Source organism: Alteromonas sp. ABH4_457 (assembly GCF_056160625.1).
Map to the genome: position 1 here is coordinate 22029 of NZ_JBSWXN010000007.1, position 22560 is coordinate 44588.

Consider the following 22560-nt stretch of genomic DNA (forward strand, 5'->3'; position numbering starts at 1 on the left):
AGTGAAATTACCTTTATCAGGCGATTACATTGACCGGTATAATGATGACCGGTACCGCTTTTGAGGTCGGGGTGGCACTTTGCTGCCCCACACTGTTGAAGGGCACCAGCGGGTTCGCTTCCGGATAGTAGGCCGCAACGTTCCCCTGAGGAATGTCGTAGCTGACTGCTTTAAAGCGTGAGATTTTACGGGAGACATCGTCATCCCACACGGTCTCAACATCTATCAGACTGCCTTCACGTATATTCAGCCTGGCTAAATCCTGCGGGTTAATGAACACAATATTACGTTCACCGAAAATGCCTCTGTAACGGTCGTTCATGCCGTAAATCGTGGTGTTGTACTGGTCGTGGCTGCGCAATGTCTGCATGGTGAAAACAGGCGTATCACTGGCTGCGATTTTTGCCATCACGCCTTCGCTGAACAAATTCTCAGGTAAGGCATTGTGGTTAAACAGGGCTTTACCCTCTTTATTCCGCCATTCCCGGTTTGCTGCAGCGTTGTACAAATGAAAGCCGCCTGGTTCGGCTATCTTATCATTCATATTCTCAAACCCGGGGATAACCTTCGCGATAAGGTCGCGGATCAGGCTGTAATCGTCTTTCAACGACAGCCAGTCTGCCGGCGTGTTCTCACCCAGAGTTGCAGCGGCGATACGGCAAATGATCTCTGTTTCCGATTTAAGGTTGTTACTTTGCGGTGGTGTGCTGCCGCTGGAACCGTGAACCATACTGAATGTGTCTTCTACGGTAATCACCTGATTGCCCGTGGCCTGCATATCTATTTCTGTTCTGCCTAAACAGGGCAGCAGCAGGGCGTCCTGTTTAGCGGTAACGTGAGTGCGGTTAAGTTTGGTCGCAATATTCACCAGCAGTTCAGCGTTGCCGGCTGCAGCGGCGGTAAAGGGCGTATCTGCTGCGGCAGCCACCAGGTTTCCGCCAAGACAAATAAGTACTTTGCTGCGCTTTTCATGCAGGGCGCTGAGCATATCAAACACACGGTGTCCGGGTTTTTCCGGCGGATTGAAGCCAAAAGTCTCTTTCATGCGCTGATTAAAATCGGCTTTCGGTGCTTCAAGGATCCCCATCGTACGGTTACCCTGCACATTGCTGTGACCACGCACCGGACTCAGTCCTGCACCGGGTAACCCGAGGGCACCGGTGAGCAGATGCAGAGAAACAATTTCTTTGATGGTATCTACTGAGTAAAGATGCTGGGTAATACCCATCGCCCAGGTAGAAATGGTTTTGCGTGAAGCAGAAAACAGTGCTGCCAGTTCTTCGATTGTACTTTGCGACAGGCCACTTTGTTTTTCTATGCTCTGCCAGCTTGTTGCTTCAACAGCAGTTGCATACGCGTCGTAACCTGAAGTGTGGGAAGTCATAAACTCATGGTCGAGCCTGTCTTTGTGGTGCATCAGAATGGCCTTCGCCATACCTCTGGCAACGGCATAATCTCCGCCAAGTTTCGGTGAAACGTACTTACTGCTTATTTGCACAGTTTCAAGGCCGAGTAACTCTGCGGGTTTTTGCGGGCTGGCAAATTTCTGTAAGCCGACTTCTTTTAAGTTGTTCACCGAAACAATGGTCGCACCCCGTTTTGACGCCGCACGTAAGGCGTTCAGCATGCGCGGATGATTGGTACCGGGGTTTTGTCCGAACACAAACAGGGTGTCAGCTTTTTCAAAATCTTTCAGGACCACCGTGCCTTTGCCTACACCTACCGACTGGTTCAGCGCAATGCCGCTGGCTTCGTGGCACATATTGGAGCAATCGGGAAAATTATTCGTGCCGAATGCACGTCCGAATAATTGATAGACAAAGGAGGCTTCATTACTGGCACGGCCGGATGTATACAACTCAAGTTCATCAGGGCTGCTTAACCCGTTGAGTTTAGCTGCAATGATGTGAAAAGCATCATCCCAGCTTACCGGTTCATAATGGTCTGTTGCTGCATTGTAACGCAGCGGTTCTGTCAGCCGACCCTGACTTTCCAGCCAGTGATCGGATTGTTTATTAAGATACGTCACACTATGTTGTCTGAAAAACTCAGCACCAATGGTCATCTCTGTCGATTCCCATGCCACCGCTTTTGCACCGTTTTCGCAAAATCTGAACGTACCGTCTTTTTCGTCTCCCCAGGCGCATCCCGGGCAGTCAAATCCTTTATGCTTGTTCACCTTGTACAGGTTCAGCATGTTCTGACGAACCTGCTTACTTTTAATCAGTTCGTTCACGGTGGATTTAATTGACGGTAAACCGCCTGCCTTAGTGGATTTAACTGCCATGTTGAACCTCGCGGGAAAAAAATACAGGCTGGTTGTTTCGTGGCAAAAACACCAGATTCAATTTGTGTTGCCTGGCGAAAGACACTGCCAGTGACGTGGGAGAAGAAAAGCTTATCAGTGTGGTAAACCCTGCAATCACAGCTTTCTGGACCAGTTCCACACCACAGCGGCTGGTCACAACAAGATAACCTTCTTCATGGTTTTTTATGCGTTTTCGTACAGCACCGATCACTTTATCTAATGCGTTGTGACGGCCAATATCTTCCCGTCCGAGTACGATGTCATTGCCTGAACCGTAAAGGGCGGCGTGCAGGGCGCCGGTCTTGCGGGCTTTTTCCTGCAGCTTGTCCATAGCATCTCTGAGTGAACCGAAGTCACAGGCCGGCACAGGAGCCCAGCTTGCCGCAGCTTCAAGTTGCGGAAATGCCTGTTCAAGGGCGGTGTGATTACAAATTCCGCAGCCTGCATTGACCCGTGTAAAACGCCGTGATTTTAGCAGGTGCTCCCGGCGGCCGGTAAGGCTGACATTAGCTTCGATGCCGGCTTCGTTGCGCCCGATATGAATATCTTTAATTTCAACCGGCGCAGTAATGATTTGTTCAGTCAGAAAGTAGCCGGTAATGAAGTCTTCGATATCGTCAGGAGAGATCATCATCACCACCAGACTGATGTCATTGACGGAAATCGCCAGCGGCACTTCTTCAACCAGCAGTGATTCATCGTCAGGCAGTCGATGGTTGTCAGCAGAAAGTAAATCCGGTTTCGTCATTAACGCATACAAAATGTTTAATCGGCTAAGATGAGCCATACTAGATGAAAATGCAGGACGGGCACAGTCGTATACTCAATTCGTCACCCTGTATGCATAGATAGCAAGTGTTCTGCAAGGGCTCAAGTCGGTTGCGGTCAAAACAGGGAAACTAACGTCAGGAGAAATTCGTGAAGCAAAAAGCGCTAATTCATGGCATAGCGATGTCAGCCAGTATTCTTATTCTTGCCGCATGTGACAATGGCGGGAAAGAGGAAACCATCGCCGGACACCCTTATCAGTATGACTGTGGCGATGCCGGTACGGTGATTTTTCAGGTGGACGGCAACAATACTGCCATTCTGCAGATTGGCGCAAATGCCATGGTGCTGACGCCCGGTATCAGTGCCTCGGGTGCGAAGTATACGGGTAACAGTGTGGTGTTTTGGAGCAAAGGTAAAGAAGCGACGCTCACCCTCAGTGATGAGGAATATCATTGTGCCCGGATTGAAGGGGAATGAATCAGGCAGTGTGATGACAAGAAAAAGTAGGCAATAAGTATTTAAATTTTCTCAATGCTGAAATAAATAAACCCGCTTTTCCAGGCAGGAACTTAATTAGCGGCTCATAATATTTACAACGTTTTTTCATTTTTTTTATAAAAAGACTGATTTAGTTGCATCTGATTAGCCAGCTCTCCCGTATGGCTAGATGTTCACTCACGAAAAAAGGTTAAATTATGTCCAAGTTTACGCCACTCACTCTTGCCGTCTCCGCGTCGCTGGTTGCCGGTCTTTCTGCCACAGCCCTGGCTTCGAGCCACCGCGAAGCTCCGGCTATTACCCGTGCCCCTACCGTCGATGCTACAGATTTTTATATGTTTAACAGTTACGAATCTGGCAGAGATGGGTATGTCACGTTGATAGCCAATTACATTCCGTTACAGGATGCGTACGGCGGGCCAAACTATTTTTCAATGGATCCGGATGCGGTATATGCAATTCACATTGATAATGATGGCGACGCGATGGAGGACATTACTCTCGCATTTCAGTTCAGTGCCATGCTAGCTGCAGATAATGAAGGCGTTGCTCTGCCGGTTGGTCCTGAAGGCGATCAGAAGATGATTAAAGTGCCTCTGAAAAATATCGGGCCGGTCAGTGCTGACGATCAAAGTAATGCTAACTTTTCTGAGCATTACACAATGACATGGGTGAGTGGTAACGCCCGCACCGGTGAAAGAACATCACTGACACCATCTTCAGCAGCAATGTTTTCTAAACCACTGGACTATATTGGTGATAAAACTTTCACCAGTTCAAGTGAATATGAGCGTTACGCCGGTCAGTATGTTTATGATTTCGCTGTACCGGGCTGCGACAACCCCGGCAAAGTCTTTGTTGGACAGAGAAAAGACCCGTTTGTTGTTAACCTGGGAGATACTTTTGACCTGGTGAATTATGTTCCTGTTGAAGGAGACAGTGCACCCGGTGCAGGTGACGGAGATGGTTTTCCGGGAGGAATCACTCAAAGCGAAGATAATGATGATCTCGCTGACAAGAACGTGACTTCTATCGCTGTTGAAATCCCGGCGGCTTGTATTACCGGAGACGGCAACGGAACAGTGGGCGCATGGACTACAGCCAGCTTGCCACAGGCCAGAATCCTGAACCCAAATGCAACGTTCGAAAAGCCATCAGCTGCTGGTGGAGCGATGACACAGGTATCACGGCTTGGTAGCCCGTTAGTCAATGAACTGGTAATAGGCCTTGGCGATAAAGACAAATTTAACAGTTCACATCCGTCTGCAGACGGACAATTTGCTGATTATGTGACCAATCCGGTATTACCTGAATTGCTTAATATCCTGTTCCGCGATGCAGTGAATAGTACCCTGGGCACAGATCTGGAAACTCTCGCGCCAACTAATTTTCCGCGTAATGATTTAGTCACTGCGTTCCTCACCGGCTTTCCGGGAGTAAATCAGCAAGCTACGGTAACAGCGTCGGAAATGCTGCGTCTGAATACGGGTATTCCGGCAACACCAGCCGGTGAACAGTCAGCCTTTGGCGTTGCCGGTGATGATCTTGCCGGTTTTCCAAACGGCCGGCGTCCGGGTGATGACGTAGTTGATATCGCACTTCGCGTGGTAATGGGGGCATTATGTTATCCCATTCCGGTGAATGGTGAGTCGACTGACTTAGGTCTTTGTACTTCAGAAGATGCAAGTGTTGGAAACGTACCCTTTACCGATGGTGCTCCGGTAGACGCTTCCATGACCATGTCTGGTTTTCCTTATCTTGCAACCCCAATCTCTGGCTCAGCGGAATAAAGGAATCATGATGAAACATCTATATTTAGTCGCAGTCACAGGCATCATCCTCAGCGGCTGCAGCGATGACGATGATACCAATTATGCTCCTGAGGTCATATCAGAAGACTTTACCACCACGGTGGATACATCATTTTCTGATACGCTCACAGCATCTGACGCTAACGGCGATACGCTCGTTTACTCGTTGGACGGATCACCGGCCAACGGTAGTGTGGAAGTCGCTGATAACGGTAGCTTTACATTCACTCCAGATGCTGAATTTACCGGTGAAGACAGTTTTACGTTTACTGTCAGTGACGGTGTCAATGACCCCGTGAGCGGTACAATTGGTATTATTGTTGAAGCGGAGAACGTGATGGTCTCTACCTATGTCCGTTCCGCATTCAGTCAGCCGGCAACCGGAACCCCGCTTCCTGTAAATGGCAGGGTGTTTGAAAACGATTCGGATGATCCCGCAGCGTTCGATGATCTATTGACGGATTACTGATAACCGCGAGGCCAGGGACGGCCTGTTGTCACGGGGAAAAATATTGAAAATCTTCTTTTGCACACTAGTTGCTACCTTTGTCGTTTGGGCGGGACAAACATCTGCAGTCCGCGCAGATATTTTCTATCCGGATGACAGTACTGTGATAGCAAGTTGGGAAGCCGGGCCGGAAGAAAAGCCAGAGCTATCTTCGTTAAAAAAATCACTGGATGAAGCGAGATCACTCAACGGTTCAGGATTAGCGCTTCGACGCATAATTCGTTTAACAAATGCAGTAATCAGCTCAGGAAACTTTGAGCCGGAAATGTTGTTGTTTAAGGCAAGATTACAGCAACACCAACATGCTTTCATTGATGCTGCTTCAACAATCAGGCAGTACACTGAGAAATACGGAAAAACACCTTCTGCGCAGTTATTACAAGCGACTATTGCAATCAATCTTGGAAAATCTGATGAGGCTGAAGCTGCCTGCCGGTCTCTTGCCGGAACCGGAGAACCTGCCTTGTCTGCAATTTGTTTACTGGATATACGCTCGCAGCAATCTCCCGATTTAGATGATTACAAAAAGCTTGAACAGTTACATCAATATTCCGGTGTGGCCACATCCGCACCACTTGATGGTTGGCTCAGAGAAATTCTGGCTTCTTTGGCGCTTGAACTTAACCGCCCGGAAGAGGCCAGTGCATGGCTTGATAATGTCGATTTTAATCAGGTTCCGTTGAGTCGTGTTGCGCTTTGGGCTGATATTCAGCTTGCCCTGGGTCAACCGGATAGAGTTCTCAACACGCTATCACCCATTATTAATGATCCGGATAATGTAGATGATGCAATTATGCTCAGACTTGCGCAGGCAGAAAAACTAAGTAAACACGGAACGCTGTGGACGCAAGCTATGGCACATCGTGTGGCTATGCGCGCCTGGCGTGACGATGGCGTTCATGCGGCGCAACTTGCACAATATTATCTTGATATACAACCTGATCCCCTGAAAGCTCTGAAGTATGCGCGTCTGAATTGGGAGCTCGGGAAAACCCGGGCCGATAAGATACTATTGGAACGCGCCGTTGACAGCCAGATTGAATCAGAAGAAAAATAACCGGAGCAGGCATGTTTTTGTTGTCGTTTTATCGCGTTAGTGATTTTGTTACCAACCGTGCATTCGGGTTGATGATTTTGTCATTCCTGATGATAACCGTTCCGGAGGGGGGGAAAGCCCATGAACTCAGCAACGGATATATTACTTTGAACGGAGATAATACACAGAAGTTTAGCGGGCGACTTTCTCTTATGCCATTTGATCTCGAGATTGAGATGAAACTGGATGAGAATTTTGATGGCAAACTCGTCTGGCATGAAGTAAAAGAAGCTCAACCTGATCTGCATGCCTACGCAGCTGCTGTTTTGCAATTTACTCAGGGTAGTGCAGCCTGTTCGCCGGTATTTCATGAAGTAGCAATGGAATTAATATCTGGCGAAGCCCTGATAGCTATTCCATTCACAATCGACTGCCCCTACGACACCGATGTTTCAGTGGATTATCAGGGGATATTTGAGCAGGATGACACTCATCAAACATTGTTCAGTGCGGCTATAGGTGGAGAAAGTCATACTGATGTGTTTACGAATGAACACAGGCAAGTGACACTGTCAGCTGCGTCCGGCGCTTCCGTGTGGCAAACCATCACTACTTTTGTGTATCAGGGCATTATTCATATCTGGATTGGTATTGACCATATTTTGTTTCTGTTAGCTACTTTGCTGACTGTCAATCTGGTAAGAAAAAACAATCGATGGCAGGGCGAATTGAGTAAAGTTATAGTACTTAAATCTACGTTCTGGCTTGTAACTGCATTTACCGTTGCCCATTCTGTTACGTTGACAACGACTGCCCTTGGCTGGTATCACCCTCCCGGTCGCTGGGTGGAATTTGGTATTGCAATATCAGTGATGCTGACGGCAATCAATAACATCTGGCCTGTTATACACCGGCTGACCATTGTTACTTTCGCTTTCGGGTTAATTCACGGGATGGGCTTCGCAAGTGTGTTCGGGGAACTGCAAGCTGATGCACAGAGTCCTTTGCTAGCTATTGCTTCATTTAATATTGGTGTAGAGCTCGGTCAACTCGTCGTCGTATTATTACTGCTGCCATTGCTTCTGGCATTAAGACATATGCGATTGTATGCCTCTGCTGTCATGCCTTTAGCTTCATCAGCTATTGCTCTGATTGCGCTCAACTGGGCAGTTCAGCGGTTTTGAGTTTTGTTAATACCTGTCACTCCCGCATCCTGAAAAAAAGCCCCGACAAAGTCAGGGCTTCTTAACTGGCTTAAGAACCGTTAGTTAAACGTTCTTAACCGCTACGTCTGCTTCAAACTTAGGCTTAACAGCCAGGTCTTCTGAAGGCGGAGCAAACTTGGTCAGGTCGATGCCTGCAACAGCCTGCTTGTACTCTTCAGTAGTCGGGAAGCGACCCAGTACTGTAGATAGCACTACCAGCGGCGTTGAGCCCAGCAGTGATTCGCCTTTCTTCTCGCTTGTATCAGCAACAACACGGCCCTGGAACAAACGGGTAGATGTAGCAATTACAGTGTCACCAGGTTCCGCTTTTTCCTGGTTACCCATACACAGGTTACATCCCGGACGCTCAAGGTACAGAATGTTTTCGTACATAGTACGTGCTGCTTCTTTTGGCTTGGCATCGTCGAATTCGAAACCGGCGTATTTCGCCAGGATTTCCCAGTCGCCTTCTGCTTTCAGCTCATCAACAATGTTGTACGTTGGCGGAGCAACAACCAGCGGTGCTTTAAAGCTCACAGAGCCGTTCAGCTTCTCCAGGTTACGCAGCATTTGTGCAATGATTTGCATGTCGCCTTTGTGAACCATACAGGAACCTACGAAGCCCAGATCAACTGGCTTGCCGTCGTAGTAAGAAACCGGACGGATAACGTCGTGGGTGTAACGCTTAGACACGTCTTCGTTGTTTACGTCCGGGTCAGCGATCATTGGCTCATCGATTTGGTCCAGGTCAACAACGACTTCTGCGTAGTACTTAGCATTGTCATCCGGTGCCAGTGCAGGCTCTTCGCCAGACTTGATTTCAGCAATACGCTTGTCTGCCAGGTCGATAAGACCTTGCAGCATATTCGCTTCGTTATCCATGCCCTTGTTGATCATGATCTGGATACGGCTCTTCGCCAGTTCCAGTGATGCAATCATAGTCTCGTTGTCAGAGATACAGATTGAAGCTTTCGCCTTCATCTCAGCAGTCCAGTCAGTGAACGTAAATGCCTGGTCAGCCAGCAGGGTACCGATTTGAACCTCGATAACACGGCCCTGGAACACGTTTTCACCGGAGAATTGCTTCAGCATTTGCGCCTGAGTAGCGTGAACCACATCACGGAAGTCCATGTGTTCTTTCATGCTACCTTTAAAGGTTACTTTTACAGACTGTGGAATTGGCATTGCTGCTTCACCCGTTGCCAGTGCCAGTGCAACAGTACCTGAGTCAGCACCGAAAGCGACACCTTTGGACATACGGGTATGTGAGTCACCACCAATGATGATTGCGCGGTCGTCTACAGTGATGTCGTTAAGCACTTTGTGAATAACGTCAGTCATTGAGTGGTAAACGCCTTTAGGGTCGCGGGCTGTGATAACACCAAAGTTGTTCATGAAAGACATCAGCTTAGGAATGTTAGCCTGAGCTTTCTTATCCCATACTGATGCAGTGTGACAGCCAGATTGATACGCACCGTCAACCAGCGGAGAAATCGTTGATGCAGCCATCGATTCCAGTTCCTGACAGGTCATCGGGCCTGTGGTGTCCTGCGAACCAACGATGTTAACTTTTACACGTACATCTGAACCGGCATGCAGAGGAGAATCTGAATTCACACCTACCGCGTTACGGTTAAAGATTTTCTCAACAGCAGTCAGACCCTGACCTTCATGAGAGATTTCTTTTGCAGCTGCATAGACTTCCGGTGCTTTAACACCCAGCGTTTCTGCCGCGAAAGTTTGTAACTTCTTACCAAATACAACCGCGTAAGAACCACCGGCTTTCATGAACTCCATTTTTTGAGGAGTGAATGAAGCAGAAACGTCAGCCAGTTCTTCAGAACCGTTGTACAGTTTCTTCGCTTTGGTATCGATGGTCAGTACAGTACCGGTCGCAACAGAATATGCTTCTTCCAGCACAGGGTCGCCATTTGCGTCACGAACCACTTCGCCGTTTTCGTCAGTTTTCTTAACCCAGTTTTTAAGGTCAAGACCGATACCACCGGTTACGTCAACGGTAGTCAGGAAGATAGGTGCAATACCGTTAGTACCTGCAACGATTGGTGCTTTGTTGACGAAAGGAATGTAAGGGCTGGTAGGCTCACCGGCCCACAGAGCCACGTTGTTAACACCGGACATACGTGAAGAACCTACACCCATGGTGCCTTTTTCAGCAATCAACATGACTTTAGCGTTAGGGTGCTTTTTACCCAGCTCAACGATTTCCTGTTGTGCTTCAGGCGTAATCATACACTGGCCGTGCAGTTCACGGTCGGCACGGGAGTGCGCCTGGTTACCCGGAGAAAGCAGGTCAGTAGAGATATCACCTTCAGCAGCGATGTAGGTAACAACTTCAATTTTTTCCGGTACATCAGGAAGCTTGGTGAAAAATTCTGCTTTCGCGTAGCTTTCCAGAATCTCTTTAACGATTGGGTTGCCTGCTTTATAAGCCGCTTCAAGACGCCCGGTGTCTGCGTCGTACATATAAACCTGTGTTTTCAGCACTTCTGCTGCTGGTTTGGCAACTGATTCGTCATCAGATAACGCCAGGTCCAGTAATACTTCTACAGAAGGACCACCTTTCATGTGAGAAAGCAGTTCAAGTGCAAACTCAGGTGTGATTTCTTCTACTTTTTCTTCGCCAAGAACAATTTCTTTCAGGAATTGTGCTTTAACACCAGCCGCGCTTGTGGTGCCGGGCAGGGTGTTATAGATAAAGAATTTTAAAGAGTCTTCACGGTGCTCATTTGCTGTGTCTTTGATTTGAGCAATGATTTCTGACAGCAGATCAGCACTGTCTATTGGCTTCGGGTTAAGACCTAGTTCCGTTTTACGGGTTTCGATCTCTGCCAGATATTCTGAATACAAACTCATAATTTTCTCTCGGTCTTGGTTCACTCGGGCGTAGAATTAAGACGGTCTTAGCTATACGCGTATAAAAATGAGGGACATATTAACTGATTTTTAGTGATTACGTAATGACAGAAAGTGACCAGGGGGTGTCATGCAACATGCTTATGTAAAACAGATGTTGCATGTCGATTTTTGGTTTCTTTGTTTATGATTTGCGATTTATAAATTAATTATAAAAATCATTGGTTTATAGAATTCAGATAAATGTGATTTACGGTGACGCGTCAGATTGGTTTTACCATTGAGGATAAATTATAGTGTTGCATTTATGGTAAGCATTCATGAGGGTTATGGTTGTACCAGATTAAAAAGTAAACATAACGCACAACAAACTGTAATTACACAGGAAATGACAATGTTACCGCTGCGCCGCCAAGCGTACTGTCTGCAATATCCAGTCTCCCTTCATAAATAGCAACGAGATCGGCAACGACAGCCATGCCAATCCCCTGGCCTTCCGAATAGGTGTCCAGACGCTCGCCCCGTTCAAGCAGCGCGTCTTTCTGATCCGGGGGGATGCCAGGCCCGTCATCTTCTATACAGATATGACTCCAGCCCTCTTCCTGCTCAAGGGTGAGAAGTACCGTTGTGCTGGCTGCTTTACAGGCGTTATCCAAAAGGTTGCCCATCATTTCCATCAGGTCGGTTTCATCGCCCTTGAACTGACAACCTTTATCACCTGCCATGTTTATGTTAAGTGAACGGTCACGATGCACTTTTTCCATTGCATTAAGAAGTTTTTGTGCCAGCGGTGCTACCGTGACACTGGCTTGCCAGCCGGCTTTGGCTGCTGCGGCCCGTTTCAGCTGGCGTTGGATGATATTGTTGATTTGCGTAAGTGAGTCATGGGCATCATCGGGAAGATTATTGGTGCCCATAGCAACAGCCAGCGGCGTTTTCAGGCTGTGAGCCAAATCACCGAGACTATTCTTATAGCGACTGCGTTGCTGGGCTTCTGCTTCAAGCAGCCGGTTAATGCTGTTTTTCAGCGGGGTAAACTCTTTAGGATAACGGCGGGTGAGTGCACCCTGGCGTCCGCTGGCTGTCAGCCGTATTTCATTAATCAGTTCCCGCACAGGATTCAGCACGAAAGTAATGCCCGCGATAATCAATGCAAGGAGTCCGGCAGCGAGCAGGAGCAACCATTTCCACAATGTACCGGTGAATGCGTCACGCTCAAGATTGAATTCCTGACGGCTGTTCATAATGTAAAAATGAACCGGTTCGAAGCTGTCGGCGGCCGCGAATTCTGCTGTAAACGCATAGCTGAAATAGCTGCCGGTGTTACTGAGTGCCCCCCGGTCTTCGGTGATAAATTCTTCATCGCCGGTTGCGGGAGCGGGCAGGGTAGCGATCACCTCATTGTGCAACGCTGAAGCTGATTTCCAGACCACTTTATTGCGGAAAACGATAATGCCTATGTAGCCTGAATCCGGCAAATTAAGCTGCTCTTCGTACAATAGTTCCGGCATGTAAGGCACATCACCGTCCAGTTCAAAGGCAGAGACCAGTGCCAGGTTCATCAGCTTTAATTCGTTGTGCTTCGCCTGGGTGAGACTTTCCGTATAGGCTTTGTCCAGTGTCAGCACGGTCACCGGAATAAAAATAGCCAGCGCAAGCAGTGCCAGAAGAGCACTGCGAAGACGAAGAGACAGACGGGTCATAGATCTCTGTTCAGGCGGTAGCCGCGGCCACGAAGTGTTTCAATAGGTTTCAGTGTGCCGTCAGGATCAAGTTTCTTCCTCAGACGTCCTACAAATACCTCAATCACGTTACTGTCTAAATCGAAGTCCTGATCGTAAATGTGTTCTGTCAGTTCTGTTTTCGACACAATCTTCTGCGGATTCAGCATCAGGTATTCCATGACCTTGTACTCGTACGCCGTGAGGTCCAGGCGGACGTCGTTCAGAGTAATTTCTTCGGCAACTGTGTCCAGGCATACCGGACCAAACTGAATAGACGGATTTGCCTGACCGGAAGCGCGGCGGATCAAAGCTTTTACTCTGGCCAGTAATTCTTCATTGTGAAATGGCTTGGTGAGGTAGTCATCAGCACCTGCATCCAGACCTTCTACCTTTTCCTGCCAGCGGTCTCTGGCGGTCAGGATCAGCACCGGTGTACGAACATCATTCTGACGGGCTTTACGGATCACGTCGAATCCGTCAATACCCGGCAGTCCGATATCAATGACAGCTAAATCGTAATTATATTCCTGAAGCTGATATAAGGCGTTATTACCATTGTCTGCGAGGTCCACGCTGTAGCCGTTTTGCTGTAGCAAAGCATCTAACTGGGTTAGCAGACGACTGTCGTCTTCGGCAATTAATAAGCGCATTTGTCTTAATTATCCTTGTCCGTTGCCGGCTGAACTTTGCCGGTTTTCTTATCTACATCCACCGACACCACACGTCCATTTTTTTTCAGCACTTTTACACGGTATTTTGTACGGGTCTGCTCGACCCGCAACACACGACCTTTTTCATGTTGTTGTGCTTTTGTCGCGGCCTGACTGCGATCTATCTGTTGCGCCTGCTCCTGAACGGCAGCGGCCTGCTGCGATAGCGGAGCTATGAGCAGTAACACAGTCAGAAACAGGGTTTTAACGATATTCATACAGCCTCAGGATGGTGCTCAGGACACGGTGTCCGGCATTCTCTAATTTTCGTATCCTAGCATAACCGTTATAAATGAACATTGGCTGAATCGAATCTGACTTTTGTTAATTGCTGCAAATTCATTAATTTAAAATTTCTAAATCCCGCAATAAAAAAACGGGAGCCGCCGGCTCCCGTTTTTGTTGCCGTAACCGGTTACGGCAATACTTTCTTGTAGGGTTTTACCACTACGTTGTCATAGACGCCGGCTTCCACATACGGGTCGGCTTCAGCCCAGGCTTGCGCGGTTTCCAGAGAGTCAAATTCAGCGACAACCAGAGAACCGGTGAACCCGGCAGGACCGGGATCTTCACTGTCAATAGCAGGGAAGGGGCCGGCAATCAGCAAGCGGCCTTCGTCTTTTAACGCATTCAGACGTGCCAGGTGAGCAGGGCGGGCGGCCAGACGCTTTTCCAGACTGTTTTCCACGTCGGTTGCACAAATCATATAGAACATCGTATTTCTTCCCTTATTTTTCCGTAGCGGCTTTCATGCCGGTAACAAAGGCATCAAGTGCGCTGAGCATGGCCGGCACATCATCCAAATGTTTGGCGATGATGTTCACGGTGGCTGAACCACTGATTGCGCCCGCAGCGCCGGCTTTGATGGCTGTCGACACCTGCTCCGGTGTTGAAATACCAAAGCCAAGAATTGGCGGTGCACATGCATAATCCGATAATTTGGCAATTAATGACTCTGCCGGAATATCTGCGGCGGTTTCAACGCCGGTTACACCAGCACGGCCTAATAAGTAAGTGTAGCCGCGTGAGTGTTCACCAATCTGCGATAACGTTTCTTCTGTTGCATTAGGCGGCGCGATAAGAATTTGGGCAACGCCGGTTTCATTGGCTACAGATATAAAGGGTTTTGCTTCGCGAAGCGGTACATCCGCCACCAGAATTGAATCAACACCGGCATCGTGTGCCTGCTGATAAAAAGCTTTGATCCCTTTGGCCATCACCAGGTTGCTGTATAACAACAATCCCATGGGCACATCGGGATATTTTGCTCTTACGCGGGACAGCATCTCAAAGCAGGCATCCGGTGTAACGCCGTTGCCAAGTGCACGAATACTTGCAGCCTGAATGGTCGGGCCATCAGCAATGGGATCTGAGTAGGGAATACCCAGTTCAAGAGCGTCTGCGCCACTTTCAATCAACTGACAGATAATTTTTTCAGACGTGTCGATATCCGGATCGCCAATCATGACGAAAGGAACAAACGCACCGCGATTACCGGCGTTCAGCCGGCCAAACATATCACTATAGCGATCCATTAAAATCTTCTCCCAGAATCTTGATCACGTGTCCAAGGTCTTTGTCGCCGCGACCCGATAAATTCACCACGATAATGGTTTCTTCTTCTGCCTCGTCCGCCATGTTGAGCGCATGGGCCAGCGCGTGGGAAGACTCAAGCGCCGGTATGATACCTTCTTTGCGGGCTAGCAACTGGAAGGCATTCAGCGCTTCTTCATCAGTAACTGCAACATATTCAGCGCGGCCGGTATCCGCAAGATAGGCATGCTGAGGACCAACAGCAGGGTAGTCCAGACCGGCAGACACAGAGTAGCTTTCTTCAATCTGGCCTTGCTTGTCCTGCATAATAAACGTGTATGCACCGTGCAGAATGCCTTTCGAACCGGTACAAATGGTGGCACCGTGTTCTTTGGTGTGCAGGCCTTTACCTGCAGGCTCGACACCGATTAGCTTCACAGAAGGTTCGTCGATGAAGTCAGCAAACATGCCGATAGCATTCGAGCCGCCGCCAACACAGGCAACCACGGCATCCGGTAATCTGCCTTCTTTTTCCATGATCTGCGCACGGGTTTCTTCACCAATCATGCGGTGGAATTCACGTACGATATGGGGGAACGGGTGAGGGCCGGCCGCGGTACCCAGCAGGTAGTGCGCATTATCGTAATTGGCAGACCAGTCACGAAGTGCTTCGTTAACCGCATCTTTCAGTGTGCCTGAACCAGCATTCACTGGAATGACTTCCGCACCCATCAAACGCATACGGAACACGTTTGGTGCCTGACGCTCAACATCTTTCGCACCCATGTAAATGCGGCATTTCAGACCCAACAGTGCACAGGCAAGTGCTGTCGCCGTACCGTGCTGACCTGCACCGGTTTCGGCAATGACTTCGGTTTTGCCCATACGCTTAGTCAGCAATGCCTGACCCAGTACCTGGTTGGTTTTGTGCGCACCGCCATGCAGTAAATCTTCACGCTTCAGATACAGCTTAACCTTGGGATTTGTTACCAGATTGCGCGTCAGGGTCATCGCCGTAGGACGACCTGCATAATCTTTTAACAGTGCCGAAAACTCTTCCTGAAATGCCGGATCTTCTTTGGCATCAATAAATTCTTTCTCGAGTTGGTCTAGCGCGGGAATAAGCAACTCGGGCACGTACATGCCCCCGAAATCCCCGAATTTTGAATCAAGTTGGTTCATGAATAATCCTGTTGATCATCAATTAATAGCGTCGTGCTGTTGCGAACAGCGCCGCCAGCTTTTCAGCAGATTTTTGTGCCGGAGCATCTTCTACTCCGGAATTTACGTCTATGGTGCCCGCGCCGGTTCCGAGCGCAGCGACCAGGTTCCCGACATGAATGCCGCCGGCAACGATGAGTTTTTTCTTGTCTGTCACATTGTCCAGCAGTGACCAGTCAAACGACTGTCCTGTTCCGCCTTTTTCCGAACCTACCTGACAATCCAGCAGTACACGGTCAGTTTCGGTTTCGCCTGGCAAATCGCTGAGGTGCGGCGGTAAGTCGCCGGATATGCCAACCGCCTGCCAAATCTGGTATTCAGCAGGCAATGCCGCCCGTAATGTCTGGCGGAAAGCCGCATCTTCGCTGCCGTGTAACTGAACGGCAAACAGGTTAAGTGAACGGGCAGCGCTAACAATGTCATCCACAGGCTGGTCGACAAATACGCCCACATAACGGCCCGGCACTGTCTCAATAATCGTGCGCGCCTGTTCTGGTGTTACACAACGTTTAGACTTTTCTGCGAAGATAAGACCGCCATAGTTGGCGCCGCCGTCAAATGCAGCTTTAGCATCTTCTACACGGGACAGGCCGCATATTTTGATGTCGCCGTAAATGAGGGCACGCACCGCTTCGGGTAAATCTTTTTGAGCCATCAGCGCACTGCCGACCAGGAAGCCCTGGCATAGCGGCGCTAAGCGGCGTACATCCTGGTGGGTGTAAATGCCGGACTCAGAAATCACAACGAAATCATGAGTTGCCTTGTCCAGCATGGGGATCAGTTTTTCGCTGGTGGCGAGGTCGGTGGACAGATCCCGCAGATCACGGTTATTAATGCCGATGATTTTCGCTTCCAGCGCGATGGCGCGGTGCATTTCTTCTTCGTTACTGACTTCGGTAAGAATATCCAGCGCCAGGCTGTCAGCCAGGCTGGCGAGAGTGCGGTAAGTGTCGTCGTCCAGCACGCTCAGCATCAGCAAAATAGCATCAGCGTTATAATGACGGGCCAGATAAACCTGATACTCGTTCACAAAGAAATCTTTGTTCAGCACCGGTTGCGACACCCGCTCAGTCACATAAGCCAGATAGTCATAGCTGCCCTGAAAATACTTTTCATCAGTCAGCACTGAAATGCCTGCTGCGTAAGGTTTATAAGCGGCAAGAATTTCGTCGAGGTCGAATACAGGGCGAATGAGCCCTTTTGACGGCGATGCCTTTTTACATTCAAAAATAAAACCGGCATCCGGCTGACTTAATGCATCGAACAAGCTTTTATTTGATGGTGTCAGTGAATCTTTAAACGTGGTTAACGGCATTGCTGCCATACGTGCTTCTAACTCCACACGTTTATCGGCGACGATGCGTTCTAACACATTACTCATCGTTACTGCTCTCCTGATGACTGATTTTTGCCACGGCGTTAAGCGTGGTTAACGGTTTGCCCTGTTTCATGGCTTCCATGGCCATTTCCGCACCGTCTTTGAATGTGGTCACGGTGTCGGTAAGTTTCAACAGCGCGCCGCAATTCATTGCAATGGCGGCCCGGTGTGCTTCCTGACCTTCGCCGGCCAGAGCGGCTTCCACCATTTTGCGGTTTTCATCAGGTTCACCGCCGGCTATGGCCTCAAGAGGGTATGAAGGTAAACCGAAGTCTGAAGGCGTCACGGTCAGTGTGCGTAAATCACCATGCTCTAAGTCGATGATATGAGATTCGCCGTGCAGAGCCAGTTCGTCCAGTCCGTCGCCATGAACAATCATGGCCCGGTGCTGGCCGAGCAGCATCAACGTGCGGGCATACGGCTCAAGAAGCTCCGGAGAATATACACCGAATAAACCATGGGTAGGGCTGGCAGGGTTTGCCAGCGGACCCAGAATGTTGAAAATGGTGCGGGTTTTCAGTGCCGCGCGGATGGGCGCAGCGTGACGCATACCGGAATGATAAACCGGTGCGAACAAGAAGCAGAAGTTCGCATCGTCCAGACATTGTCTTGCTGTCTCCGGGCTGATTTCCAGATTAATACCGAACTGTCTGAATATATCCGCAGAGCCGGATTTACTGGAGACACTGCGGTTACCGTGTTTGGCGACTTTTACGCCGCAACTGGCGGCTACCACACCCGCCGCACTGGAAATATTAATGGTGTTATGTCCGTCACCACCGGTGCCGACGATATCCGCAAACGGATAGTCCGGCGTGGGGAAAGGCAGCGCGTTTGACACCATGGCACTGGCAGCTCCGGCGATTTCATTGGGTGATTCGCCGTTCAGCTTTAAGGCGGTAAGCACGGTTGCCAAAATCAGATCAGGTTGTTCGCCATGCATAATGCTGTTAAATAAAGCAAAAGACTGCGCCTGACTCAGATGCTCTTTAGCAAATAACAGGTCCAGCAGGGGAGAGGCATCATACATGTTCCAACTCCTTGTCGGTTAAATAGTGAATACTTTGCAGTAGTAAACGGCTTCCGTCTGCGGTGAGAATTGACTCCGGGTGAAACTGGAAACCAAGCATTTTGTCTTCGGGGTGATAGACCGCCATGGTGGTGTCACCAAAACTGGCAATGGTTTCTAACCCTGCCGGTAATGATGTAGCCACAAGAGAATGATAACGGGCCACATGCAGCGGGTTAGCCAGACCTGAAAACATGGCCTCGCCGGAGTGACTGATGGGCGATGATTTGCCGTGCATTACCTCTCTGGCCCGGTCGACCACGCCGCCGTAATGACTCACGATAGCCTGGTGACCTAAGCATATACCCAATACCGGAAAAACACCCTGTACCTTTTTAATCAGTGCGGGCATGCAACCGGCTTCATGGGGCGCGCCCGGACCCGGCGACAATAACAGCAATACCGGCGCTTTTTCTGCTTCCTGCTGCATGCGGGAGAACAACATGTCTGCATCTACCGTGTTACGGTACACAATGATGTGTAAATCCAGTGCCCGTAGCTCGTCAACCAGGTTATAGGTGAAGGAGTCTACATTATCGAGCAGAAAAACGGTGATTTTATCTTTCATGATCAGGCTCCCTGTTTCAAAGAGCGGCGAACCGCGTTGATGACAGCCTGCGCTTTGGTGCGGGTTTCATTGGCTTCAGACTGGGGATCTGAGTCGTAAACCACACCGGCGCCTGCCTGAATATAGGCACGGTCGTTTTTCACAAACGCTGAGCGGATAACAATACAGGTATCCATATCGCCGTTCCCGTTTAAGTAGCCCACAGCGCCGCCATAGCTTCCCCGACGTTTCTTCTCAACCTGGCGGATTAATTTGGCCGCACTGACCTTTGGTGCGCCGACCAGGGTGCCCATGTTCATGCAGGCCTGATAAGCATGCAGCGCATCCAGATCGGTTCGTAACTGACCCACGACCCGGGAAACCAGGTGCATCACGTGAGAGTAGCGGTCTACTTTCAGCAGGTCTTTCACAAAACGCGTGCCCGGACGGCTTACTTTCGCCACATCGTTACGGGCCAGGTCGACTAACATAATGTGTTCGGCTTTCTCTTTGTCATCTTCACGCAAATTCAGTTCAATGCGGCTGTCCAAATCCGGATCGATTTCACCATTCGCCCGTTTGCCTCTGGGGCGGGTACCGGCGATGGGGTAAATTTCCACCTGATTCGATGATTTCTCGTATTTGATTGCCGACTCAGGTGACGCGCCGAATATAGTAAAGTCTGCATCCTGCATATAAAACATATAAGGACTTGGATTACTGATTTTTAATTGAGCGTATGCGGTTAACGGGTCAGGACAAGGTAAGGAGAAAGTGCGGGAAGGTACAACCTGGAAAATGTCACCGGAAAGGATATTGGCTTTTAAGTCGACAACGTCCTGCTTATAGGTTTCATCGTCTTTGTCGACATCCACATCCATAGCATCCTGAGCCCCGGGCGGGATAGTGGCAGTACTCGCAGGTATATCTGTGAGTCTGGCCTGCAGCCGCTCCAGTCGCTGTGCCACATCAAAATAACTTTGCGCCACGTTAGGGCCGCTGAATACGCTGCCGATTAAACGGGTCTGGCGGGTTTGATGATCGACAGTGAGTAAGGTCTCTGCCAGATAGAATACATAGTCCGGACAGTCATTTTCGCCATCGGGTACATCAGGTAAGTTTTCGAATGTGGCCAGCAGATCATAAGCAAATACACCACCCAGAAAGACGGCGTGGGGATGCTGCCGGATTGGCGTGATTTTCTGAACCAGTAACCGCAGTGCGTCGAATACGCTGGCCGCTTTCAGCCGGCTGTCTTCATCCAGGGCATTATCCGCAGCGTGGCAGGTGAGCGTTACCGTTACTCCGTCTCTGACAACACTGGTATTGTCCGGGCGCTGTGCTTCAATCAGCGGTAATACAGATTCGCCGTTGGGGGTCAGTGCAGTGCAGATAACCTGATTACCTTTGCACACAAGGCGCATCGCGGCATCTACCATCAGCAGGCTTTGCAAGTCGTCCTTGCTGTCAATTTCTGCTGATTCTAACAACAGTGCATTTGATTTTCCGGCACAAAGGTGGGCAAAGGCGGCTAACGGATCGTTCAGGTAGGTACCTGACTGTTCGATTGTTTCCACTTTGCCGGGCTGGGTGCCCAGTTCAGCTAAACTCATTGTCGCATTTTCTCCAACTGCGATTAAAAAAAAAGGCCCGTTAAACGGGCCTTTATTGTGTTCTTTTACGCACTCACGCGTACACCGCCCGTTACTTCAGGGAGTGCCACCACCAAACTGCTTTTACTAAAGTGCTGATTGATAATTGATTACGCATGATTTCTCTGTCATAAACTTCGATAGGCATCGAAGGCGTTAGTACGTATAATATGCCCTATAGAAGAAAACAAAAACGAAGTTGTGTCAACCGTAAATTTGCATAAGACATTGAAAATCGATCTACATAGTCATACAAAATTTTCCGACGGCCATTTAACGCCGGAAGAGCTGGTGCTCCGCGCGCACACCATGCAGGTGGATGTGCTGGCCATTACCGACCATGATACCCTCGCCGGTTTACCGCTTGCCCAACAAACTCAGGCAAAGCAAAAGCGTGTGATGGCGATCATTAACGGCGTTGAAATCTCCACCGCCTGGCATGGGTTCGATATTCATATCGTCGGCTTAAATGTGGATGTGGAAGATGCATCACTCAACAGCTTTCTGGCTGAGCAAAGTACAATACGCAAGGAACGTGCGGTTAAAATTGGTGAAAAGCTGCAAAAATGCGGTTTTGACGGTGTGCTTGAAAAGGCGCTGAATCTTGCCGGTGTGGGGCAGGTGACCCGTGCACACTTCGCACGCGTATTAGTTAATGAATATGGTGTTGCGACCATGGATGCCGCCTTTAAAAAGTATCTTGGAAAAGGGAAACGGGCCGCCGTTAAGGCTGTGTGGCCCGGCATGGAGCAAGCCATATCTCATATTCGTGCTGCCGGTGGTCAGGCTGTACTTGCTCATCCCGCCCACTATGACATAACGGCAAAATGGTTGCGCCGTCTGGTCAATGATTTTGCACATCACGGTGGACAGGCCATCGAAACGGCTTTTCCCGGTATTAATCCTGACAAGCAAAAGCTTATCAACGAGCTTGCCAGCGAGCACAATCTTTTGGCTTCGGCGGGTTCTGATTTTCACTTCCCGTCCAGGTGGACAGAATTGGGGCGTAATTTAGGTATCGCTTCTCACCTCAAGCCAGTCTGGCATGACTGGGCACTGCCCGCCCATCAGTAACAGGACATTGTAATGAGTCAATTTTTCTATATTCATCCTGAAAATCCACAGCAGCGATTGTTAAATCAGGCTGTGGAGTTAATCCGGCAGGGCGAGGTAGTGGTGTATCCCACTGATTCCGGCTACGCCATTGGCTGCCAGATGGAAGACAAAAAAGCGTTGGAACGCCTTTGTCAGATAAGGCAAATCGAGCACGACCACAACTTCACTCTGATGTGCCGTGATATGTCCGAATTATCGTTTTATGCCAAAGTGGATAACACCGCCTTCCGGCAAATTAAAAACAACACACCGGGCCCGTATACCTTCATTTTCAAAGCCACCCGTGAGGTACCCCGCCGGTTACAAAACCCGAAGCGGAAGACCATCGGGATCCGTGTACCGGATAACGTGATTGCACTCAAGTTGCTGGAAACTCTTAATGAACCGCTGATGTCCACATCGCTGATCCTGCCGGGTAAAGAAATGGCAGAGTCTGATCCCGATGAAATCCGCGACAGGCTGGAAAAACAGGTAGGATTGATTATTCATGGCGGGTATCTTGGTGAAGATCCCACCACCATTGTCGATTTCTCTGAAGGCAATGCGGAAGTGATCAGGGAAGGCAGTGGCGACCCGTCACCGTTCCTGTAAAACAATCA

20 protein-coding genes are annotated in these 22560 nt (G+C 49.3%); 7 read left to right on the forward strand and 13 right to left on the reverse strand.

Annotation, left to right across the window (positions count from 1 at the left end):
• Window positions 1–16: 16 nt before the first annotated feature.
• Entirely contained in the window at window positions 17–2287 is a 2271-nt protein-coding gene (locus ACXAGR_RS17910; RefSeq protein ID WP_474851684.1) for an FdhF/YdeP family oxidoreductase, read from the reverse strand.
• On the reverse strand, window positions 2277–3056 hold the full coding sequence (fdhD, locus tag ACXAGR_RS17915; protein ID WP_474851686.1) for a formate dehydrogenase accessory sulfurtransferase FdhD: 780 nt from the start codon (window positions 3054–3056) through the stop codon (window positions 2277–2279). The genes ACXAGR_RS17910 and fdhD overlap by 11 nt, the downstream gene beginning before the upstream one ends.
• 170 nt (window positions 3057–3226) lie before the next feature.
• On the opposite strand from fdhD, the gene ACXAGR_RS17920 reads away from it, so the two are divergent.
• The 5 genes from ACXAGR_RS17920 (at window position 3227) to ACXAGR_RS17940 (ending at window position 8116) form a co-directional block, all read left to right on the forward strand.
• Complete coding sequence (locus ACXAGR_RS17920; RefSeq protein WP_474851688.1) at window positions 3227–3556, forward strand: MliC family protein; 330 nt, start codon at window positions 3227–3229, stop codon at window positions 3554–3556.
• 218 nt (window positions 3557–3774) lie between these two features.
• Window positions 3775–5367: a DUF4331 domain-containing protein gene (locus ACXAGR_RS17925; protein WP_474851690.1), complete on the forward strand. Its 1593-nt coding sequence runs from the start codon at window positions 3775–3777 to the stop codon at window positions 5365–5367.
• 7 nt (window positions 5368–5374) lie between these two features.
• Window positions 5375–5857 carry an Ig-like domain-containing protein gene (locus ACXAGR_RS17930; RefSeq protein ID WP_474851692.1) on the forward strand — a complete coding sequence of 161 codons (483 nt, stop codon included), beginning with the start codon at window positions 5375–5377 and terminating at the stop codon, window positions 5855–5857.
• A 43-nt stretch (window positions 5858–5900) separates the two neighbouring features.
• Window positions 5901–6953 carry a hypothetical protein gene (locus ACXAGR_RS17935; protein WP_474851694.1) on the forward strand — a complete coding sequence of 351 codons (1053 nt, stop codon included), beginning with the start codon at window positions 5901–5903 and terminating at the stop codon, window positions 6951–6953.
• An 11-nt stretch (window positions 6954–6964) separates the two neighbouring features.
• Window positions 6965–8116, forward strand: coding sequence for a HupE/UreJ family protein (locus ACXAGR_RS17940; RefSeq protein WP_474851696.1), 1152 nt, complete (start codon window positions 6965–6967; stop codon window positions 8114–8116).
• A gap of 84 nt (window positions 8117–8200) precedes the next feature.
• Here the strand turns inward: ACXAGR_RS17940 and ACXAGR_RS17945 are convergent, their stop codons facing one another.
• The 11 genes from ACXAGR_RS17945 to ACXAGR_RS17995 all read right to left on the reverse strand — a co-directional run bounded on the left by ACXAGR_RS17945 (window position 8201) and on the right by ACXAGR_RS17995 (window position 20806).
• Window positions 8201–11011 (reverse strand): bifunctional aconitate hydratase 2/2-methylisocitrate dehydratase, encoded by a 2811-nt coding sequence (locus tag ACXAGR_RS17945; protein ID WP_474851698.1) that lies wholly within the window; start codon window positions 11009–11011, stop codon window positions 8201–8203.
• A gap of 377 nt (window positions 11012–11388) precedes the next feature.
• Window positions 11389–12714 (reverse strand): ATP-binding protein, encoded by a 1326-nt coding sequence (locus tag ACXAGR_RS17950; protein ID WP_474851700.1) that lies wholly within the window; start codon window positions 12712–12714, stop codon window positions 11389–11391.
• Window positions 12711–13385 carry a response regulator transcription factor gene (locus ACXAGR_RS17955; protein ID WP_303574633.1) on the reverse strand — a complete coding sequence of 225 codons (675 nt, stop codon included), beginning with the start codon at window positions 13383–13385 and terminating at the stop codon, window positions 12711–12713. The genes ACXAGR_RS17950 and ACXAGR_RS17955 overlap by 4 nt, the downstream gene beginning before the upstream one ends.
• 5 nt (window positions 13386–13390) lie before the next feature.
• A complete protein-coding gene (locus ACXAGR_RS17960) occupies window positions 13391–13663 on the reverse strand; it encodes a PepSY domain-containing protein (protein ID WP_474851702.1) in 273 nt (90 codons plus the stop codon).
• 197 nt (window positions 13664–13860) lie between these two features.
• The gene (locus ACXAGR_RS17965; protein ID WP_474851704.1) at window positions 13861–14160 is read right to left on the reverse strand and encodes a YciI family protein; all 300 of its coding nucleotides are present in this window, start codon (window positions 14158–14160) and stop codon (window positions 13861–13863) included.
• Window positions 14161–14173: 13 nt separating this feature from the next.
• Window positions 14174–14980, reverse strand: coding sequence for a tryptophan synthase subunit alpha (trpA, locus tag ACXAGR_RS17970; protein ID WP_474851705.1), 807 nt, complete (start codon window positions 14978–14980; stop codon window positions 14174–14176).
• A complete protein-coding gene (gene trpB / locus ACXAGR_RS17975; RefSeq protein ID WP_474851707.1) occupies window positions 14967–16160 on the reverse strand; it encodes a tryptophan synthase subunit beta in 1194 nt (397 codons plus the stop codon). The genes trpA and trpB overlap by 14 nt, the downstream gene beginning before the upstream one ends.
• Window positions 16161–16182: 22 nt before the next feature.
• Window positions 16183–17580, reverse strand: coding sequence for a bifunctional indole-3-glycerol-phosphate synthase TrpC/phosphoribosylanthranilate isomerase TrpF (gene trpCF / locus ACXAGR_RS17980; protein WP_474851709.1), 1398 nt, complete (start codon window positions 17578–17580; stop codon window positions 16183–16185).
• Complete coding sequence (trpD, locus tag ACXAGR_RS17985) at window positions 17573–18607, reverse strand: anthranilate phosphoribosyltransferase (protein WP_474851711.1); 1035 nt, start codon at window positions 18605–18607, stop codon at window positions 17573–17575. The genes trpCF and trpD overlap by 8 nt, the downstream gene beginning before the upstream one ends.
• Window positions 18600–19214, reverse strand: coding sequence for an aminodeoxychorismate/anthranilate synthase component II (locus ACXAGR_RS17990; RefSeq protein ID WP_119500897.1), 615 nt, complete (start codon window positions 19212–19214; stop codon window positions 18600–18602). Before ACXAGR_RS17990 ends, trpD begins: the two co-directional genes overlap by 8 nt.
• Window positions 19215–19216: 2 nt before the next feature.
• Window positions 19217–20806, reverse strand: a complete 1590-nt coding sequence (locus ACXAGR_RS17995; RefSeq protein ID WP_474851713.1) for an anthranilate synthase component 1 — start codon at window positions 20804–20806, stop codon at window positions 19217–19219.
• Between the two features lie 267 nt (window positions 20807–21073).
• Between ACXAGR_RS17995 and ACXAGR_RS18000 the strand changes: the two genes are divergently transcribed.
• Together ACXAGR_RS18000 and ACXAGR_RS18005 are read left to right on the forward strand one after the other, a co-directional pair.
• Window positions 21074–21919 (forward strand): PHP domain-containing protein, encoded by an 846-nt coding sequence (locus ACXAGR_RS18000; RefSeq protein WP_474851715.1) that lies wholly within the window; start codon window positions 21074–21076, stop codon window positions 21917–21919.
• 12 nt (window positions 21920–21931) lie between these two features.
• Window positions 21932–22552, forward strand: coding sequence for an L-threonylcarbamoyladenylate synthase (locus ACXAGR_RS18005; protein ID WP_303574622.1), 621 nt, complete (start codon window positions 21932–21934; stop codon window positions 22550–22552).
• The last annotated feature ends 8 nt before the right edge of the window (window positions 22553–22560 follow it).

What these genes read in the sequence shown, in the direction of transcription:
- ACXAGR_RS17910 (WP_474851684.1), bottom strand. Translation starts at nt 2,287, where the DNA reads ATGGCAGTTAAATCCACTAAGGCAGGCGGTTTACCGTCAATTAAATCC.
- fdhD (WP_474851686.1), bottom strand. Translation starts at nt 3,056, where the DNA reads ATGACGAAACCGGATTTACTTTCTGCTGACAACCATCGACTGCCTGAC.
- ACXAGR_RS17925 (WP_474851690.1), top strand. Translation starts at nt 3,775, where the DNA reads ATGTCCAAGTTTACGCCACTCACTCTTGCCGTCTCCGCGTCGCTGGTT.
- ACXAGR_RS17930 (WP_474851692.1), top strand. Translation starts at nt 5,375, where the DNA reads ATGATGAAACATCTATATTTAGTCGCAGTCACAGGCATCATCCTCAGC.
- ACXAGR_RS17940 (WP_474851696.1), top strand. Translation starts at nt 6,965, where the DNA reads ATGTTTTTGTTGTCGTTTTATCGCGTTAGTGATTTTGTTACCAACCGT.
- ACXAGR_RS17945 (WP_474851698.1), bottom strand. Translation starts at nt 11,011, where the DNA reads ATGAGTTTGTATTCAGAATATCTGGCAGAGATCGAAACCCGTAAAACG.
- ACXAGR_RS17950 (WP_474851700.1), bottom strand. Translation starts at nt 12,714, where the DNA reads ATGACCCGTCTGTCTCTTCGTCTTCGCAGTGCTCTTCTGGCACTGCTT.
- ACXAGR_RS17955 (WP_303574633.1), bottom strand. Translation starts at nt 13,385, where the DNA reads ATGCGCTTATTAATTGCCGAAGACGACAGTCGTCTGCTAACCCAGTTA.
- ACXAGR_RS17960 (WP_474851702.1), bottom strand. Translation starts at nt 13,663, where the DNA reads ATGAATATCGTTAAAACCCTGTTTCTGACTGTGTTACTGCTCATAGCT.
- ACXAGR_RS17965 (WP_474851704.1), bottom strand. Translation starts at nt 14,160, where the DNA reads ATGTTCTATATGATTTGTGCAACCGACGTGGAAAACAGTCTGGAAAAG.
- trpA (WP_474851705.1), bottom strand. Translation starts at nt 14,980, where the DNA reads ATGGATCGCTATAGTGATATGTTTGGCCGGCTGAACGCCGGTAATCGC.
- trpB (WP_474851707.1), bottom strand. Translation starts at nt 16,160, where the DNA reads ATGAACCAACTTGATTCAAAATTCGGGGATTTCGGGGGCATGTACGTG.
- trpCF (WP_474851709.1), bottom strand. Translation starts at nt 17,580, where the DNA reads ATGAGTAATGTGTTAGAACGCATCGTCGCCGATAAACGTGTGGAGTTA.
- trpD (WP_474851711.1), bottom strand. Translation starts at nt 18,607, where the DNA reads ATGTATGATGCCTCTCCCCTGCTGGACCTGTTATTTGCTAAAGAGCAT.
- ACXAGR_RS17990 (WP_119500897.1), bottom strand. Translation starts at nt 19,214, where the DNA reads ATGAAAGATAAAATCACCGTTTTTCTGCTCGATAATGTAGACTCCTTC.
- ACXAGR_RS17995 (WP_474851713.1), bottom strand. Translation starts at nt 20,806, where the DNA reads ATGAGTTTAGCTGAACTGGGCACCCAGCCCGGCAAAGTGGAAACAATC.
- ACXAGR_RS18005 (WP_303574622.1), top strand. Translation starts at nt 21,932, where the DNA reads ATGAGTCAATTTTTCTATATTCATCCTGAAAATCCACAGCAGCGATTG.